We start from the raw sequence: 16,647 nt of genomic DNA on the forward strand, positions 1-16,647 counted from the left end.
GGCCTATATCGCCTTTGGCGTCGTTTTCCATCCATTTGCACAGCCAAATCGACGGAAAACGACTTCCCTTTCGCTCTGCTGATCTAGTAACGCGGGACGGGGCAGAGGCGTTCGGGAATGGAAACGGGAATGCGCGTGGGTCTGTCCGCACATATCGAAGGGGGAACCGCAGGCGGTGCGCCACGCAGCGAGCGCCGGTGGCTGAGCATCCTGATCCCCGTCTATAATGTCGCGCCTTATCTGCGTGATTGCCTGGCGTCGCTGTTGCCCCAGCTCCCGCCGGAGGGGGTGGAGGTGATCCTCCTCGACGACGCTTCTACCGATGGCTCACTGGGGCTGTGTAGCGAAATCTGCCCGCAGTCCCACCCGCAAGTCCGGCTGATGCGCCATGCCAGCAACGCCGGATTGAGCGCGGCGCGCAATACGATGCTCGACGCGGCGCGGGGCGATTATATCTGGTTCATAGATTCGGACGATGAAGTCATGCCGGGCTCGATCGCCAGGCTCCGGGCTATTATCGACCGCTATGCGCCTGATCTTGTCCTTTGCGATTACGCGCGCGGCGGCCGGCATCTGAGCAGCTTCGCCGGCCCGTCCGGTCGGCCCAGCGATGATCGGGAGACGTTGCTGCAAGGCGTTTTCGCGCAGCGGCGGCTGCACAGCTGGAGCAAGATCGCGCGCCGGTCGCTCTGGGGTGACGACCTGCGTTTCCCCGCCGGACGATGCTTCGAAGATATAGCGACGACGCCGTGGCTGCTGCTCCGGGCCCGAACCCATTATCACGCAGCCGAGGCCTGGGTGCGCTATCGCGACCGTCCCGACAGCATCATGGGGTCGCTGCGCCGGTCGCGGGGACGCTTCGACGATTGCCGGAACGACGATCTGGCAATGAGTCTGGCCGGCTTCGACGCGGCGACGCGCGAAGCGCTGCCCGCCATGAGCGACGTCACCCGGCGCCACATCGCGCATTTCTGGGCGAAGGAGTTCACCAAAATCTGCTGGCGGCTCCTGTCGAGCAGCGCCTTTCACGTGCCCTGGCGCGACCTGCGTCGCAAGCTCGCCCGCTACCGCGGCATGATGGACGCCGAATCGCCGATCGCTTTTGCGACGCTCGCGCGCCTTTACAGAAGCCGCGGGCACTTGCCGCGCGCGGTGGTACTATCCGCCTGCCTGTGGCTGGCACAAGCGGACGATGCCAGGTGAACGACGATGCGGCGGACGGCAACAGGCCATGGCTCAGCATTCTCATGCCGGTCTTCAACGTCGCGCCCTATCTGACCCAGACGCTTGCCTCGATCGTCGCGCAGCTTCCGGCAGCGGGGGTCGAACTGCTGCTTCTGGACGATCGGTCGAACGACGGATCGGACGCCATCGGCGCGCGGATCTGTGCCGAGGTCGGACCGGCGGCGACCTTTCATCGGCAGGCGGAAAACGGCGGGGTCGCCGCAGCGCGCAATCGCCTGCTCGACTTGGCGAGGGGCGATTATGTCTGGTTCATCGATGCCGACGACGTGCTGCTTCCTGGCGCGATCGCCGCGCTGCACGCGATCGTCATGCGCGATGCACCCGATCTGGTCCTTTGCGATTATCGCAAGCGGGGCCGCGACGAGGCGGCTTTCACGGGAACTGCGCGCCGCATGGTGACTGACCGCGAAGCGTTGCTTCATGGCCTGTTCGCTCGCCGCCGGATGCATTTGTGGACCAAGATCGCGCGCCGCAACCTATGGCATGATCTGCGCTTTCCGCCCCTCGCCTGCTTTGAGGATATGGCAGTCGTCCCGCATCTGTTCTTGACGGTGAGCAGTCATTATTACGAGCCCGCGCCGTGGATAGACTACCGTGTGCGGGAGGGCAGCCTGACCGGGCTCGCGACCCGTACGGCAGGACATTTCGACACGGCTGGCAATGACGCGCTGACAGCGGTTCTGGCGGACATCATGGCGGCGGTGACGGCCGGTCTGCCCGCCATGCACGATGACATGCGCTACTGCCTCGCCCAATTTTGCGCGAAGGAATATACGAAAATCGGCTGGCGTCTCGTCAGCACGCGCGCCGGCCGGCTTCCGTGGCAGGCGCTGCGCCGCGAGCTGCGACGCTACCGCGATCTCACCGAGGCGGCCTCGCCGATGCCTTTCGCTGCGCTGCTCCGCACGCACCGACAGCACCACAAATTCGGGCGCTGGTTCGTTCTGGCCCTGTTTGTGCGTCTGGCCGCATAGGGCCCTGACCCTAGCCGCGCTGGGCCAGAATGCGTTCAATCAGCGTCACGTCCGACGGCTTGTCGGCGTCGATACAGGCTTCGGCGTCGGACATCGGCACCACGCGCGCGGTGAGGCCGAAGCGGCGCCCGGCGCGGGCGACGCCGCCCTGGATCGTGAACAGCCGCAGCAAAGCCCCCGCGAGCAGCCACGGTCCGAAGGCGGCAACGATCTTCAGCCCCTTCTTGCGGTCGCGTTCGATCCGTCCCCAAAAGTCGAGCAGCGGCAGCACGCGCTGCCCGCGCAGGCGAAAGAGATTGGCGCCCGACCACCAGCCGCGACGAAATTTGAGCCAGGTCCGCCGCGATTCGGGGTAGCGCGCGAGCAGCGCGCGCCGCTCGACCATCGCAACTGCGACATCGCTGCCCGCTGCGCCGGCGAGGAATTCGGCGATAATCGCGGGCGTCAGCAGCACATTGTCGGCCGTCGTCACCAGCACCGGCGCGTCGCCTTCGGGCAGCGCAGCAGCGAGCGAAGCGCTGATCCCCTGTCCCGAATCGGCAAAGTGCAGGTCGGGCACGGCCGCCAACATGGGCTCGCGCGCCAGTTCGGCGCTGTTCTGCGCGAGCACCCGGATCGCGCCCACCTCGGGCGCGGCACGCAGCGCGGCGATGACATGGGCAAGCATCGGCCGTCCGCCGACCGGCAGCAGCGCCTTGGTCGATACGCCGCTGCCGATCAGCAGCGGGTCGGCACCGGGGCGGCTTCCGGCGAGGACGATGGCAGAAATCGGACCGGGCGTCGGAGCTGTCATTGCGCCGCCGCCGCAGGCGCGACCCGGCGCGCCGTCACGCCGCGCAGAAAGTCGGTGGCCTCGTCGAGCACCGGCCCTTTCGCGCGAAAGGGGGCCGCAAGCGCCATGACGATGCCGGTGTGCCCCATGCCCGGATAGACGCGCAGCGTCGCCGATCCGCCCAGCCGTTCGATCGCGGCGGAAAGATTCCGGCTGTTGCGCGGACGCACCGTTTCGTCCTCGTCACCGCTTGCCAGCCATAGCGGGGGCGCATCGCCGCGCGCATAGTGGATCGGCTGCGTCTTTTCGGGCGGGCGCACCTTGCCCATCGCGCGGTCGGCCATGCCGCCCTTTTCGAACGGCAGGAAATCATAGGGGCCCGCGAGGCCCGCAACGCCGCGGATCACCGACGCGTCGCACTTGGCCGCGCGCATCCATACCGGATCGAGCGCGAGCATCACCGCATTATAGGCACCCGCCGAATGGCCCATCAGTGCGATGCGACCGGGATCGCCGCCCAGTTCGCCGATGTGGCGGTGGGTCCACGCGACCGCCGCCGCGGCGTCCTCCAGAAAGTCGGGCCAATGCGCCCTGGGGACCAGCCGGTAATCGGGGATCACGACGACGAAGCCCTGGTTGGCCAGCGCCCGGCCGGCGAAGCCATAGCTTTGCCGTTCACCGCTGCCCCAGCCGCCGCCATAGAAGAAGACCACGACCGGCAGCCGGTCGCCCGCCTGCGCCTGTTCGGGCACCCAGATATCGAGCGACTGCCGCACCCCGCGGCCATAGGGCTGGTCCGCAAGGAGCAGGCGCGCGCCCTTGCCGCTGCCGAGCAGCTTGTCGGCAAGGTCGAGCGACTTGGCACCGCCCGCAACGATCGCCCTGGCTCCGCCGCCGAACAGCAGCAGGAGCAAGCCGATGAGAAGAAGGAATTTGATCAACCGCCGTTGTTCCCTGACCGTCCGATCCGCCATTGCTTCACCCCGCGACCCGGCCCGTCTCCGCGCCCTACAGATGTCGGCGAGCGCGAACAAGCGCCGTGCGCGTTACCTTTTCGCGCGTCGTGCGTTGGGCGGGCATGACCAGCCCCTTTTCGCGCCCCGCCCTGATCTGCAACGACCGGAGCGGCAGCTATGACGAGAGCATCCACCGCCAATTGATTGACGCGTGCGCAGCCGCAGGCGCGCGCGTCGCGGCAAGCTTCGTCCTGCCGAAGGACGATCTGCCCGACGCGGCGGCGCTGCGCGCAAGCGACATCGACCTGCTGATCGTGTGGACCGGCGACGGGACGATCAATGCCGCCGCGACCGGTTGCGAAGGCTGGCACGGCCCGCTGCTGCCGCTGCCCGGCGGGACGCTGAACCTCCTGTCGAAACAATTGCATGGCGACCATCCGGCTCCCACGATTCTGGAGCGCGCGCTAGCGAGCGGCGGGCGACGCGCGCCGGTCCCGACCATCCGATCGGCGGCGCGAGAAGCGTTCATCACCGTCGTTGCGGGGCCGGCAACACGCTGGGCCGAGGTCCGCGAAACGATGCGCAGCCAAGGGCTGATCGAGGCGAGCCGCGAAGCGCCCGATGCGCTCGAGGAAATGCTCAACGCCCCCGGGGTGCAGGTGGCGGGATCGGGCGCCGTCTATCCAGCGATCATCCTGACCCCGACCCGTGACGGCATTACCGCCGACGGCATAGTGGCGGACGCCACGGGCGATGTGCTGCGCCACGGGCTCGCATGGCTCGGCGGCGATTTTCGCGATGGTCCGCACGAGCGCGTTGCGACCGCGGAAACGATCATCCTCCAAAGCGATCGCATCATCGCGCTCGAATATGACGGCGAACTGGCCGAAATCCCCTCGCCGGCCCGCTTCTCGATCGGGCAGAGCGCGATCGACTTCATCGCGACCGCCTGATGCGCCTCTTCCATATCAGCGACCTGCACTTCGGTCTTGAAGATCGCGACGCGCTCGCCTGGTTCCGCGAATGCGTCCGCCGCGAACAACCCGACGCGGTGTTGATAACCGGTGATCTGACGATGCGGGCGCGGAGTCGCGAGTTCGCCGCCGCCTGCGACTGGATCATGTCACTCGACCTCCCCGTGACGGTCGAAGTCGGCAACCACGACCTGCCTTATTTCAACCCCGTCGCGCGATTCCTGCACCCCTATCGCCGGATTCGGCGGATCGAGGCGCTGGTCGAACGCGAGCTCGACTTTCGCAATCTGGCCGTCGTTCCGCTGAAAACCACGGCGCGGGCGCAATGGCGGCTCGATTGGTCGAAAGGCTGGGTGACGCGCAAGGCGCTTGCCCGCACACTCGCCGCGATCGATGCGCTGCCGCGCGGAACGCAGATACTGGTAACGGCACACCACCCGCTCACCGAAGCGGGGACCAAGGGGCGCGCGCTGACCCGCGGCGGCGGGGCGGCTCTTGCCGCCCTTGCCGATCGCGGCGTCGCCGCCGTACTGACCGGCCATGTCCATGACGCCTTCGATCTGATCGCCGACACCCCCGCAGGCCCCATCCGCATGATCGGCGCCGGCACCCTGTCGCGCCGGATCCGGTCGACGCCGCCGAGCTTCAACGAATTGCGTATCAGCGGCGGCGAAATTTCGGTCCGCGTCCGCAATCTGGCGCGGGTGCCGACTCCCGACATGCTGATCGACGCCATACCGCCCGACGCACGGCCGCCACGCGAACCCGGCGAGCCCATTGCACCCGTCGGCGCGGTGCCGCCGACCGATCCGCCCGTCCATTGACGCATCGGGATTGACGCAGTGCCGCGTCCCGTTAGGTTGCACAAAAAAACGGGATGAGGATCATGCTGACAAAAGGCGACGATTATCCGCTGCACCAGACCAGCGAGCCGATTGCGTTCGCCGGGACGGACCGCAACTTCTACGACCGCTATTTCTTCAACGGCTACAGCGCCGACGGCAGCGTCTTTTTCGCCGCCGCGATGGGGTTTTATCCCCAGCTCGGCATCGTCGATGCCAGCTTTTGCGTGATCGCCGACGGGGTGCAGCATAATCTGCGCGCCAGCCGTCGTTCGGGCGGCGAACGGCTCGACCTGTCGGTCGGCCCCATCGCCATAGCGATTGACGAACCGCTGCAAAAAGTGACGCTGCGGATCGCCGCCGACGATGGACCGCTGGCCGCCGAACTGACGTTCACCGGACGGCATTTTCCGATCGAGGAACCGCGCTTCATCCGCCGCAACGGTACGCGGCTGTTCATGGACTATACGCGGATGACGCAGAACGGCCGCTGGTCGGGATGGCTTTCGGTCGAGGGCGCGCGCACCGATCTCGGCGCGGGTTGGACGGGTACGCGCGACCGGAGCTGGGGGGTGCGTCCGGTCGGCGCCGCCGAACCGCAACCGCCGCCGGAGGGCAATTTCAACCAGTTCTTCTGGCTGTGGACGCCGTGCAATTTCGACGCTCTATCGCTCTTCTTCCACAGCAACGATGATGGTGTCGGCGCGCCATGGAACCGGCGCGGCGTGATCAGCGGCGACGACGAAACCGAACGCCATTTCGATGCGCCCGGCTTTGCCATCGACTGGCAGAGCGGGACGCGCCGGGTCGCGCGAATGACCGCCGATCTCGGCGGCGGCCGCGCCCTGACCTTGACCCCGGCGGGTCCGGTGTTCGCGATGAGCGGGCTCGGCTACACGCATCCCGTCTGGGGTCACGGGCTCGACCATGGCGCCGAGCTTGCCGTCGCACATGACCGGCTGAACGAGGCCGAGCGCGGCTGGGGCAATCCGCTGGCAATGCACATCCAGGCTTTCGTGACCGCAGACTTGGTCGACGGCGGGCGGACGCACCGCGGCGTCGGGGTGCTCGAACAATTGTTCGTCGGACCGCACAGCCCGACCGGATTGACTGGCCTGATGGATCCCGCTGCATGAGATTTCCGACCGCGCCGGAGGCAATGACGGCCGACTGGATCGCCGACAAGCTGGGTCAGCCCCAGGGCGCGCTCATAGGCTTTAGCGCTGCCGCCATCGGCACCGGGCAGATGTGCGACAGCTTTCGTCTGACGCTCGATTGGTCGGACGGCACCGGGCTGCCACCAACGATCGTCGCCAAATGCCCGAGCCATGACGAGGCAAGCCGCAATATCGCGGCGCTCACCGCCACCTATGTCAAGGAAGTGAGCTGGTATCGTGAACTGGCAGCGGGCAGCGGCGTCGCGGCGCCGCACTGCTACCATGCCGATATTGCGGACAATGACGTCGACTTCATCCTGCTCCTCTCCGACCTCGCGCCGGCGCGGCAGGGCGACCAGCTCGCCGGCCTCGGTCTTGCCGGGCTCGCGCCGTGCATCGACGCCGCGGCGGGGCTGCATGCGCTGTTATGGAACGACGTCCGCGCGGATGCGCTGCCATGGCTGAACCGCGACACGAGCCAAATCGTCCGCGCGCTGTTTCCCGGACTCTATGAGGGGTTTCGCGAGCGCTACGCGGGTCGGCTCGACCGCGACGCGCTCGATCTCGGCGCCGGGATCGTCGATCGTCTCGACGCCTATCTGACCCGCACGCCGGCCGCGCGCACGATCGTTCACGGCGACCTGCGCATCGACAATATCCTCTTCGCCCCCGACGGAGCGCGTTGCTGGCTGGTCGACTGGCAGACATTGGGCCGTGGCAGCGGCGCGACCGACATCGCCTATCTGGTGGGGACGAGCATCGCCGATCCCGCCGAACGCGCGGCCGCCGATCGCGCCGCCTTCGACGCCTGGATCTCTGCGCTGCGCGCGCGCGGCGTGGAACCCGACGAGGCGGAATTGTGGGACGATTACCGCGTCGGCGCGCTCAGCGGATATTTCATGGCGGTGTTCGCGTCGATGAACGTCGAACGCACCGAACGCGGCGACGAAATGTTCGCGGTGATGGCCGAGCGCCCCGCGCGGCAGGCGATTGCGCTGGGCAGCCTCGATCTCCTTTAGGTGGCGACGCGGCTGTCGGCGACTGCTTCGACGATCGCAGCGCAAAAGGCGTCGAGGTCGTCGGGGCAGCGGCTGGTGATGATCCCGCGATCGACAACCACGGCTTCGTCGAGCAGCCTTGCACCGGCATTGCCGATGTCGGTGCGGATCGATTTGTAACCGGTCATCCGACGACCTTCGGCCAGTCCGGCCTCGATCAGAAGCCATGGCGCATGGCAGATGGCGGCAATCGGCTTACCCGCCTTGGCGAAGGCGCGGATGAGGTCGATCGCCGCGTCCTCTACGCGCAGCAGATCGGGATTGATCTGCCCGCCGGGGAGCACCAGCGCGTCATAATCCTCCACCTCGACGTCCTTGATCAGACAATCGACCGCGACCTTGTCGCCCCAGTCGTCGCCGTCCCAGCCACGAATATCGTCCGTCCCCAGCGAGGCGATGCTTAGGTCGGCGCCTGCCTCCTCAAGCTGCTTCAACGGCACTTCGAGTTCGGATTGTTCGAAACCATCGGTCGCCATGATCAATATCTGGCGGCCGCTGAGCGCTGCGGCGTTCGGCATGGGCTTTCTCCTTCGATGTTGTTGCCAAACCAACGCGCCGCCATCGCCCGATGTTGCAGTCGGCGCCTAGAAAGCACCACGCAAAAAGGGCGGCCCGTCGCCGGACCGCCCTCCTTTTCTCCACCCGTCGGCGGAAGAAACTTAGCGCTTCGAGAACTGGAAGCTGCGGCGGGCCTTCGCCTTGCCGTACTTCTTACGCTCGACCGCGCGGCTGTCGCGAGTCAGGAAGCCGGCCGCCTTGACCGTGCCGCGAAGCGCCGGTTCGAAGCGGGTCAGCGCCTGCGCGATGCCGTGCAGAACGGCGCCTGCCTGACCCGAGAGGCCGCCGCCCTTGACGGTCGCGACGACGTCATACTGGCCGGCGCGTTCGGTCAGACCGAAGGGCTGGTTGATGACGAGGCGCAGCGTCGGGCGCGCGAAATAGACTTCCTGGTCGCGGCCGTTGACGGTGATCTTGCCCGTGCCGGGCTTGACCCACACGCGGGCGACGGCGTCCTTGCGGCGGCCGGTCGCATAAGCGCGGCCCTGCTTGTCGACCTGCTTTTCGCGGAGCGGAGCCGTCGGAGCGGCCGGAGCGACGGTGCCTTCGACGGCGCCGGCGAGATCCTTGAGATCGGTCATGGTCTGTTCGTCAGCCATTATGCACCCACCTTGTTCTTGCGGTTCATCGACGCGACGTCGATCACTTCGGGGCTCTGCCCTTCGTGCGGATGTTCGCTGCCGGCGAAAATGCGCAGGTTGCGCATCTGCTGGCGGCCGAGCGGGCCGCGCGGGATCATGCGTTCGATCGCCTTTTCGAGCACGCGCTCGGGGAAGCGGCCTTCCAGAACCTTCTGGGCGGTGACTTCCTTGATGCCGCCGGCATAGCCGGTGTGCTTGTAATAGACCTTGTCGGACAGCTTCTTGCCGGTGAACTTCACCTTTTCGGCGTTAATGACGATGACATTGTCACCGCAATCGACGTGGGGGGTAAAGCTCGGCTTGTGCTTGCCGCGCAGGATATTGGCGATGATCGAAGCGACGCGGCCAACAACCAGGCCGTCGGCGTCGATCAGCACCCATTTCTTCTCGACCGTACCGGCGTTCGCCGACTGGGTCGTCTTGGTCAGCGCCTTCATGGCACGCTCCTTGACAGAGATGGACGGGAGTGACCGGCCGGAAGGCCCGCCAACCCGAAAACAAACCGCGCCGCCCGACCCCAGGGGGACTCAGCGGCGCTTCGACGCGGGCCAATGGCGCTAGACAGACCGAAAGTCAAGCTGAGAGCGGCTTTGCTGACGGGTATTATGATACCATCAGCTGGGATCACCCGGCTCGAGTGCCCTGATCCGCTCCTCGACCAGCTTGCGATCGGCGGCGTTTCCGGTCGTCAGGAAGCTCTGGCGGCGCTCCTCGGCGAGCAGCCCGGTCCCCAGATCGATCGTCCAGCGCGTATCGACCTTAATCGGCTGCGCCGGGCCGGCAGCGGGCGGCTCGCTCGCCGATATGGTGCGCCGACCGGCAACCGTCACGGTCATGATCGGGCCGTCGGCGCCGTTCGGGATCGCGCCGTTTGCGGGCACGACGAGGGCACGGATGTCGGCACTCGCCAGCTTGTCGCGCTCGGCTGGCGGCAAGGTGGCGATGATCTGCGCGGCCCGCTTCGCCTCGGGGCGGCCGGACGCATCCGCAAGCGCCTGCGCCCGGTCGACGACGCGGCGCCACAGTCCTTCGGGGTCGACCATATCGACCGAGCTGCCGTCGGCGGGGACGAAATAGGTCAGCGTCTCGCCAATCAGCGGGTCGATCATCAGCCGCAGCGTGCGCACGACTTCGGGATGCGCGTCCGACTCGACGCGGTCGAACCGCGCCAACAACTGATAACCGCGCCCGACGCGCCGCCACCGCAAATCATAAATGAGCGCAAAGCTGGTGAAGCCGCCGTCGCGGCTCAACCGCCGCGTTGCGACGCGGTAGGTGAGCGGACGATCGAGCGGCGGTGCGAACGCGAGTGCGGCAACCTGCTGCGTTTCCGAAGGGACCGGAGGCTCCGGCGCCTGCGCCGCAAGCAGCAACAGCGCGCCGAGGACGATCATGCCGCTGCGCGACCGAGCCGGTGGAGCGCGGCGGCAGTCGTCGCGACGAGAATGGCGCCCGTCACCTGGTGCAACACCGCAATCCACATCGATACGCCGGTCACGACCGTCAGAATGCCGAGCGTCATCTGCGCCGCGACGACCAGCAGCAGCAGACCGGCCTCGCGCCGAGACCCTTGCCGGGCGAGCGAGCGCGCCAGCAACAGCAACGCGCCCGCCGCGACCCACGACCACCAGCGATGGAGGAAATGGATGAGGAAGGGATCGTTGGTGACGGCGAGCCAGGTCCCACCCGACCAGTCGATACCTTCGGGAACAAAATGATCATTCATCAGCGGCCAGGTGCTCGCGACATAGCCCGCATTGAGCCCGGCAACCCACGCGCCGAGCAGGAGCTGGATGATCAGAATCGCAATGACTGCAATCGCCGCGCCCGTCAGGCGCGCCGGGCGCGCACCGGGATCGCGCGCCAGCAGCGCAAGGTCGCGCGCCGTCCAAACGAGCCCCGCAAGCAGGAACAACGCGGTCAGGAGGTGCGTCGCGAGCCGGAAATGGCTGACATCGGTGCGATATTCGAGTCCCGACGCGACCATCCACCAACCGATCGCGCCCTGCAGGCCGACAAGCGCGGCGAGCGCGAACAGCCGCCAGCCATAGCCGGCCGGAATCGCGCGGCGCCACGCGTACCAGGCAAGCGGCACCAGCAAAGCCATGCCGACCAGACGGCCAAGGATCCGGTGCAGCCACTCCCAGAAGAAAATCCCCTTGAAGGCCGCGAGCGACATGCCGAGGTTGATCTCCTTATATTCGGGGATCTGCTTGTATTTTTCGAACTCGGCCTGCCATCCGGCCTCGGTCAGCGGCGGCAGCACCCCCGATACGGGCTTCCATTCGGTGATCGACAGCCCCGATTCGGTCAGCCGGGTGATGCCGCCGACGGCGACAACCATGATGACGAGGATGGCGACGGCCCACAGCCAGCGCGCGAGCGCGGCGGGGCGGGGATGGAGCGGCCGGGCCGATGACGAAGCGTTCAACATCGCCCCGCCCTATCGGCGCTTGCCGGGCGATAGGCAAGAGGCGGCGGCGCCGCTCGAAATTCATGGCTCCGACAGAAAGGCGCTGATAAGTCGGCCCCCATGCTGCGCCTGTCCGCCGCCCTTCTGCTTGCCATCGCCGCCCCCGCCGCCGCGATGGCCGAGCCCTCTCCCTATCCGGCGCTCGCGGCGCTCGAGGCGCGCGTCGCGACCATCGGCTACCGCCTGACGACGGGCAATGCCCCATGGTGCGCGAGGGTCCAGCCGCAGTTCGGCTGGCTATGGGGCGATCCGCGGCTTTATTCCGACGCGCAGCGCCCGGATGCCGAGGCCGCCTATGACGCCGCGGACACCGACACGCCGTTCCTCGCCGCGGTCGCCGCGGGCTCGCCCGCTGCCGCCGCCGGGCTGCATGCGGGGAGCCTGGTGCAAGGCCTGGCGGGTTCCCTGCCGCCGCAAGGCGAGGGCAGCGACGCCTATGCCCGCATCGCCGCCCTCGAAAGGCTTTTTGCAGGCCTGCCGAGCGACCGGCCCGCCATGCTCGACACCGGCAAGGCTCCGGTACGGATCGTACCGGTGGTCGGCTGCGCGACCGATTTCCGCGTCGACGCCCGCGACCGCCCCGACGGGGCCGCCGACGGCCGGCTCGTCGTCATTTCCGCAGGGCTGGCGCAATTCGCAAAGGACGACGCCGAGCTGGCGGCCGCCGTCGCGCACGAACTCGCGCATAATATTCTTAGGCACCGCGCCCGGCTCGACGCCGCGGGGGTCGATCGCGGACTGTTGCAGCAGTTCGGCCGCAATGCGCGGCTGTTCAAGCAGACCGAGATCGAAGCCGATCGCCTCTCGCCCTGGCTGATGGCGAATGCCGGCTATGATCCGCGCGCCGCAGTCCGCTTCTGGACCGCTTTCGGCCAACGTGCCGGCCGTCCGCTGCTTCAGGCGGGAACCCACCCTCGTTGGGAGGACCGCGCCGCCTCGATCGAAAAGGAGGTTCGGGCGATCGACGCGCTGCGCGCGGCGGGGCAGCCGCTCGCGCCGCCACTCATCGGCGCACCGCCGCCCTTGGAATAAGGAGCGCCCGATCCTATCTGGACGTCTCCCACCCTATCCAAGGCCCACTCCATCAAAGGGGCACCCCATCAAAGGATCGACGCGATGACAGAGACCGCCATTTTTGCCGGAGGCTGCTTCTGGTGCACCGAAGCGGTATTCAAATCGCTGGCGGGGGTCGAAAGCGTCGAAAGCGGCTATATCGGCGGGTCGGTCGCCAATCCGACCTACAAGCAGGTGTGCAGCGGTGATACCGGCCATGCCGAGGCGATCCGCATCGGATATGATCCGGCGGCCATTTCCTATGCCGATCTGCTCGACGTGTTCTTCGCGACGCACGATCCGACGCAACTCAATCGCCAGGGCAACGACATCGGCACCCAGTATCGCAGCGCCATCTTCCCGCTCGACGAAACGCAGGCCGCCGCCGCCGAGGCCGCAATCGCGCGCGCGCAGCCCGACTGGCCCGCGCCGATCGTGACCCGCATCGAACCGGCTTCGACCTGGTATCCGGCCGAGGATTATCATCAGGATTATTGGGACGGCGAAGGCCAGCGCAACCCCTATTGCATGGCGGTAATCCCGCCGAAGCTCGCTAAGCTGCGCAAGGGCTTTTCGGAGCGGCTGCGCGAGGCCTGAAGCCGTCGGTCATCGTCCGGCCGACTGTTGCAATATGGCCGCATGGCGTCACTTTTCCTTGACTTAGCGGCGCTTTTCTCTAGCGGACGCCGCCTCGCGGGGGCAGGATCACCCCCATCCGAGGTGGGGACCGCTACAGCGTGCTGATACCATTGCTTCTGATCGGCTCGTCGATGACGGCGCCGCAGCTCGCCATGCAGGCGGCGGCGCAAACTGTCGTGGATGACAGTCCAGGCGGCATGGCGCTGGCGGTCAACCGCATGCTCGGCGGCATCGTGACCTATGCGACATGGCCGAACGAGGCGTCGGGCGCGCCGCGCACCATGTGCATCATCGGCACGCCGCGCCTGACCGAACGTCCGGCGCCCGACCTGCCCGGCCGCGGATCGGTGAGCGTCCGGCGCATCAGCGCCGCAGCGGCAATCGGCGGGGCGGGCTGTCATATGCTCTATCTCGGGCAGATGCCCGTGGCGGACCGGCAACGCCTGATCGGCTGGGTGCACGGAAAGGCGATCCTGACCGTCACTGACGATGACAACAACTGCAACCTCGGCGCGATGTTCTGCCTGAGCGCGCAGGGCCAGCGGCTCAGCTTTTCGGTCAATCTCGATTCGATCGGCCGCGGATCGGTGCGCGTCGATCCGCGCGTGCTCAAGATCGGCAGCGACGGGGGGCCGCGATGACGCCGGCTCCTGCCCCCGAACGCAGCGGCGCGCACACCACCCTGCAAAAGCTGCTGTCGCGCTTTCATTTCGGGGTGACGCTGCTTGCGGTCGCCCTATCGGGGATCACCATCCTGCTCGCCGGGATCACGACGCTGCGCGGCTATGCAGATCGGAACATGGAGCTGGCGGCGCAGGTCGCGGCCTATGGCGTCGAACCCGCGCTCGTCTTCAACGATCCCCAAGCGGCGCGCGAGGGGTTGCAACCGCTCACCCGAATTCCCGGCATCGCGCGCCTGCGCGTGCTTGACGACAAGGGACGGCTGCTCACCGAATGGGTGTCGCCGCACGGCGATGCAATGCCGATGCTGACGGGCTTTTTCTTTCCGCGGCCCTTTGCGACCACCGTCCAGCGCAACGGATCGGTCATCGGGACGATCGAGGTGTGGGGCGACAGTTCGACGCTGACCCATTATGTACGGCTCGGCCTGCTCGCCGGTCTCGCCTGTCTGCTCATTACCGCGATCGGCACGGTCATCCTCGCCCGGCGCTTCGAATATGAGCTGGTCAAGCCGCTCGGCGAGATTGCTACCGTCGCGCACGATGTCCGGCTGCACCGCCGCTTCGACAAGCGGGTGCAGGGGCTCGGCATTGCCGAGCTTGACCGGCTCGGCGGCGACATCAATGCCCTGCTCGACGAGCTGCAGGGCTGGCAGGGGCATATGGAAAGCGAAAAGGCGCTGCTCGCCCACCGCGCCTCGCACGATCCGCTCACCGCGCTGCCCAACCGCGCGGCGTTCGACGAAGCGCTGGCGGCGAGGCTGGCTGCGGGTGCCGCCCGCTTTGCGCTGCTGTTCATCGATGCCGACAATTTCAAGGCGGTGAATGACGGCTTTGGTCACGCCGCCGGCGACGCGGTGCTCGTCGCGCTGTCGCAGCGGATCAAGGCGCTGCTTCACCCGGGCGATTTCGCCGCGCGCATCGGCGGCGACGAATTCGTGATGATCGTCGATCCGGCCGGACATGACGCACAACCCGACTCGCTCGCCGAGCGCCTTCGCGCGGCCATCGCCGATCCGATCACGCTGCCCGGCGGCGACAGCTACCGCCTGTCGGTGAGCATCGGCGTTGCCGTGCATCCTGCCGACGGCACCGATCCCACCGCGATGCTGACCGCGGCCGACGCCGCCATGTATGCCGACAAGCTCGGCAAGCTTTCGAAATGACGACCCCCCGGAGACCTGCAATGACCCATGCCGCCCCCCGCCACCTTCGCACCTTGTTCGCGCTGGCCGTCGCCGCATTGCTCGCAGCGTGCCAGAGCATGCCGGCGCCAAAGGGCTTCAATGCCGTACAGATCGCGGTGCTGAAGGAAGAAGGCTTCATCCCCGCCCCCGCGGCCGCCGACGACAGCTGGCAGCTCACGATGGCCGATCGCCTGCTGTTCGCGACCAACGAAAGCGCAATCCAGCCCGAACAGACCGAACGCCTCGGCACGCTTGCCCGGCGCCTGATCGCGGTCGGCATCCCCAGCGCGCGTGTCGAAGGTCACACCGATTCAACGGGCGCTCCCGACTATAACCAGAAGCTCTCCGAAGCCCGGGCCCAGGCCGTTGCCGCGCCGCTGATCGCGGGCGGAATGCAATTCGCCCCCGGCCAGATTATCGGACGCGGCGAAACCATGCCGCTGTCTTCGAACGACACGCCCGAAGGCCGGCAGGACAATCGCCGCGTCGTCATCATCGTGACGCCCTGAAGCGCCGTCGGCCCTGCCTTTCCACACTGCCCGATCCGCGCTAGGAGCCCGGCCATGAAACCGATCCGCAAAGCCGTCTTTCCCGTCGCCGGCCTCGGCACGCGCTTCCTGCCCGCGACCAAGGCGATCCCCAAGGAAATGCTGCCTGTCGTCGACCGGCCGCTGATCCAATATGCGGTCGACGAGGCGCGCGAGGCGGGGATCGAGCAGATGATCTTCGTCACCGGCCGCGGCAAGAGCGCGATCGAGGATCATTTCGACATCGCCTTCGAACTCGAACGCACGATGTCCGAACGCGGCAAGGATTTGTCGGTCCTGGAACCCACGCGGCTCGGTCCCGGCAATTGCGCCTACGTCCGCCAGCAGGAGCCGATGGGGCTGGGCCATGCGATCTGGTGCGCGCGCGACATCGTCGGCGACGAACCCTTCGCGATCTTCCTGCCCGACGAATTCATGCACGGCAGCCCCGGCTGCATGAAGCAGATGGTCGATGCCTATCACAAGGTCGGCGGCAACCTGATCTCGGTGCTCGAAGTGCCGCACGAACAGGTGTCGAGCTATGGCGTGATCGCGCCGGGCCGCGCCGACGGCGCCCTGACCGAAGTCCGCGGCCTTGTCGAAAAGCCCGCGATCGACGATGCCCCGTCGAACCTTATCATCTCGGGCCGCTATATCCTTCAGCCCGACGTGATGCGCGTGCTCGAAAGCCAGGAAAAGGGCACAGGCGGCGAAATCCAGCTCACCGACGCCATGGCGACGATGATCGGCCGGCAGCCCTTTCACGCGGTCACCTTCGACGGCGCCCGTTACGACTGCGGATCAAAGGCCGGCTATATCCAGGCCAATCTGGCGATCGCGCTCGAACGCCCCGACATGGCCGCCGACGTGCGCGCCTTCGCGCTCGATCTGCTCAAATAGGAAGTGCAGGG

The 16,647-nt window shown here is 67.1% G+C and carries 19 protein-coding genes; 12 read left to right on the forward strand and 7 right to left on the reverse strand.

The annotated features are described in order from the left end of the window. The first annotated feature begins 117 nt into the window (after positions 1-117). Together MU856_RS14175 and MU856_RS14180 are read left to right on the forward strand one after the other, a co-directional pair. Positions 118-1,203 carry a glycosyltransferase family 2 protein gene (locus MU856_RS14175; protein ID WP_263587787.1) on the forward strand — a complete coding sequence of 362 codons (1,086 nt, stop codon included), beginning with the start codon at positions 118-120 and terminating at the stop codon, positions 1,201-1,203. After that, entirely contained in the window at positions 1,200-2,219 is a 1,020-nt protein-coding gene (locus MU856_RS14180; RefSeq protein WP_263587788.1) for a glycosyltransferase, read from the forward strand. Before MU856_RS14175 ends, MU856_RS14180 begins: the two co-directional genes overlap by 4 nt. Positions 2,220-2,229: 10 nt before the next feature. Here MU856_RS14180 and MU856_RS14185 read toward each other — a convergent pair whose 3' ends face one another. Both MU856_RS14185 and MU856_RS14190 read right to left on the reverse strand, forming a co-directional pair. Then, positions 2,230-3,012, reverse strand: a complete 783-nt coding sequence (locus MU856_RS14185) for a nucleotidyltransferase family protein (RefSeq protein WP_217372708.1) — start codon at positions 3,010-3,012, stop codon at positions 2,230-2,232. Beyond that, positions 3,009-3,932, reverse strand: coding sequence for an alpha/beta hydrolase (locus MU856_RS14190; RefSeq protein WP_062901704.1), 924 nt, complete (start codon positions 3,930-3,932; stop codon positions 3,009-3,011). The genes MU856_RS14185 and MU856_RS14190 overlap by 4 nt, the downstream gene beginning before the upstream one ends. 98 nt (positions 3,933-4,030) lie before the next feature. Here MU856_RS14190 and MU856_RS14195 point away from each other — a divergent pair, with 98 nt between their 5' ends. From MU856_RS14195 to MU856_RS14210, 4 genes are all read left to right on the forward strand, one after another. Next, positions 4,031-4,900 (forward strand): diacylglycerol/lipid kinase family protein, encoded by an 870-nt coding sequence (locus tag MU856_RS14195; protein WP_186402879.1) that lies wholly within the window; start codon positions 4,031-4,033, stop codon positions 4,898-4,900. Beyond that, a complete protein-coding gene (locus MU856_RS14200) occupies positions 4,900-5,745 on the forward strand; it encodes a metallophosphoesterase family protein (RefSeq protein ID WP_062901702.1) in 846 nt (281 codons plus the stop codon). The genes MU856_RS14195 and MU856_RS14200 overlap by 1 nt, the downstream gene beginning before the upstream one ends. 62 nt (positions 5,746-5,807) lie before the next feature. Next, positions 5,808-6,899: a hypothetical protein gene (locus tag MU856_RS14205; RefSeq protein ID WP_263587789.1), complete on the forward strand. Its 1,092-nt coding sequence runs from the start codon at positions 5,808-5,810 to the stop codon at positions 6,897-6,899. Next, positions 6,896-7,939 (forward strand): phosphotransferase family protein, encoded by a 1,044-nt coding sequence (locus MU856_RS14210; RefSeq protein WP_062901701.1) that lies wholly within the window; start codon positions 6,896-6,898, stop codon positions 7,937-7,939. The genes MU856_RS14205 and MU856_RS14210 overlap by 4 nt, the downstream gene beginning before the upstream one ends. Here the strand turns inward: MU856_RS14210 and MU856_RS14215 are convergent. From MU856_RS14215 to MU856_RS14235, 5 genes are all read right to left on the reverse strand, one after another. Next, positions 7,936-8,496 carry a type 1 glutamine amidotransferase domain-containing protein gene (locus MU856_RS14215; RefSeq protein ID WP_062901700.1) on the reverse strand — a complete coding sequence of 187 codons (561 nt, stop codon included), beginning with the start codon at positions 8,494-8,496 and terminating at the stop codon, positions 7,936-7,938. The genes MU856_RS14210 and MU856_RS14215 overlap by 4 nt on opposite strands. Before the next feature lie 141 nt (positions 8,497-8,637). After that, entirely contained in the window at positions 8,638-9,135 is a 498-nt protein-coding gene (rpsI, locus tag MU856_RS14220) for a 30S ribosomal protein S9 (protein ID WP_003041184.1), read from the reverse strand. Next, entirely contained in the window at positions 9,135-9,614 is a 480-nt protein-coding gene (gene rplM, locus MU856_RS14225) for a 50S ribosomal protein L13 (protein WP_003041188.1), read from the reverse strand. Before rplM ends, rpsI begins: the two co-directional genes overlap by 1 nt. 177 nt (positions 9,615-9,791) lie before the next feature. Beyond that, entirely contained in the window at positions 9,792-10,571 is a 780-nt protein-coding gene (locus MU856_RS14230; protein ID WP_263587790.1) for a hypothetical protein, read from the reverse strand. Then, positions 10,568-11,611, reverse strand: a complete 1,044-nt coding sequence (locus tag MU856_RS14235) for a COX15/CtaA family protein (RefSeq protein ID WP_062901698.1) — start codon at positions 11,609-11,611, stop codon at positions 10,568-10,570. The genes MU856_RS14230 and MU856_RS14235 overlap by 4 nt, the downstream gene beginning before the upstream one ends. Before the next feature lie 99 nt (positions 11,612-11,710). Here MU856_RS14235 and MU856_RS14240 point away from each other — a divergent pair, with 99 nt between their 5' ends. The 6 genes from MU856_RS14240 (at position 11,711) to galU (ending at position 16,636) form a co-directional block, all read left to right on the forward strand. Further along, the gene (locus MU856_RS14240; RefSeq protein WP_062901697.1) at positions 11,711-12,682 is read left to right on the forward strand and encodes a M48 family metallopeptidase; all 972 of its coding nucleotides are present in this window, start codon (positions 11,711-11,713) and stop codon (positions 12,680-12,682) included. A gap of 84 nt (positions 12,683-12,766) precedes the next feature. After that, the gene (msrA, locus tag MU856_RS14245) at positions 12,767-13,300 is read left to right on the forward strand and encodes a peptide-methionine (S)-S-oxide reductase MsrA (RefSeq protein WP_058812172.1); all 534 of its coding nucleotides are present in this window, start codon (positions 12,767-12,769) and stop codon (positions 13,298-13,300) included. A gap of 140 nt (positions 13,301-13,440) precedes the next feature. Continuing rightward, positions 13,441-13,983: a YfiR family protein gene (locus MU856_RS14250; RefSeq protein WP_238929624.1), complete on the forward strand. Its 543-nt coding sequence runs from the start codon at positions 13,441-13,443 to the stop codon at positions 13,981-13,983. Next, complete coding sequence (locus MU856_RS14255; RefSeq protein WP_062901695.1) at positions 13,980-15,188, forward strand: diguanylate cyclase domain-containing protein; 1,209 nt, start codon at positions 13,980-13,982, stop codon at positions 15,186-15,188. Before MU856_RS14250 ends, MU856_RS14255 begins: the two co-directional genes overlap by 4 nt. Before the next feature lie 20 nt (positions 15,189-15,208). After that, complete coding sequence (locus MU856_RS14260) at positions 15,209-15,718, forward strand: OmpA family protein (protein WP_263587791.1); 510 nt, start codon at positions 15,209-15,211, stop codon at positions 15,716-15,718. A 54-nt stretch (positions 15,719-15,772) separates the two neighbouring features. Further along, positions 15,773-16,636 carry a UTP--glucose-1-phosphate uridylyltransferase GalU gene (galU, locus tag MU856_RS14265; protein WP_062901693.1) on the forward strand — a complete coding sequence of 288 codons (864 nt, stop codon included), beginning with the start codon at positions 15,773-15,775 and terminating at the stop codon, positions 16,634-16,636. The last annotated feature ends 11 nt before the right edge of the window (positions 16,637-16,647 follow it).

It is taken from the genome of Sphingopyxis sp. GC21, assembly GCF_025727575.1.
Lineage (GTDB): Bacteria > Pseudomonadota > Alphaproteobacteria > Sphingomonadales > Sphingomonadaceae > Sphingopyxis > Sphingopyxis terrae_A.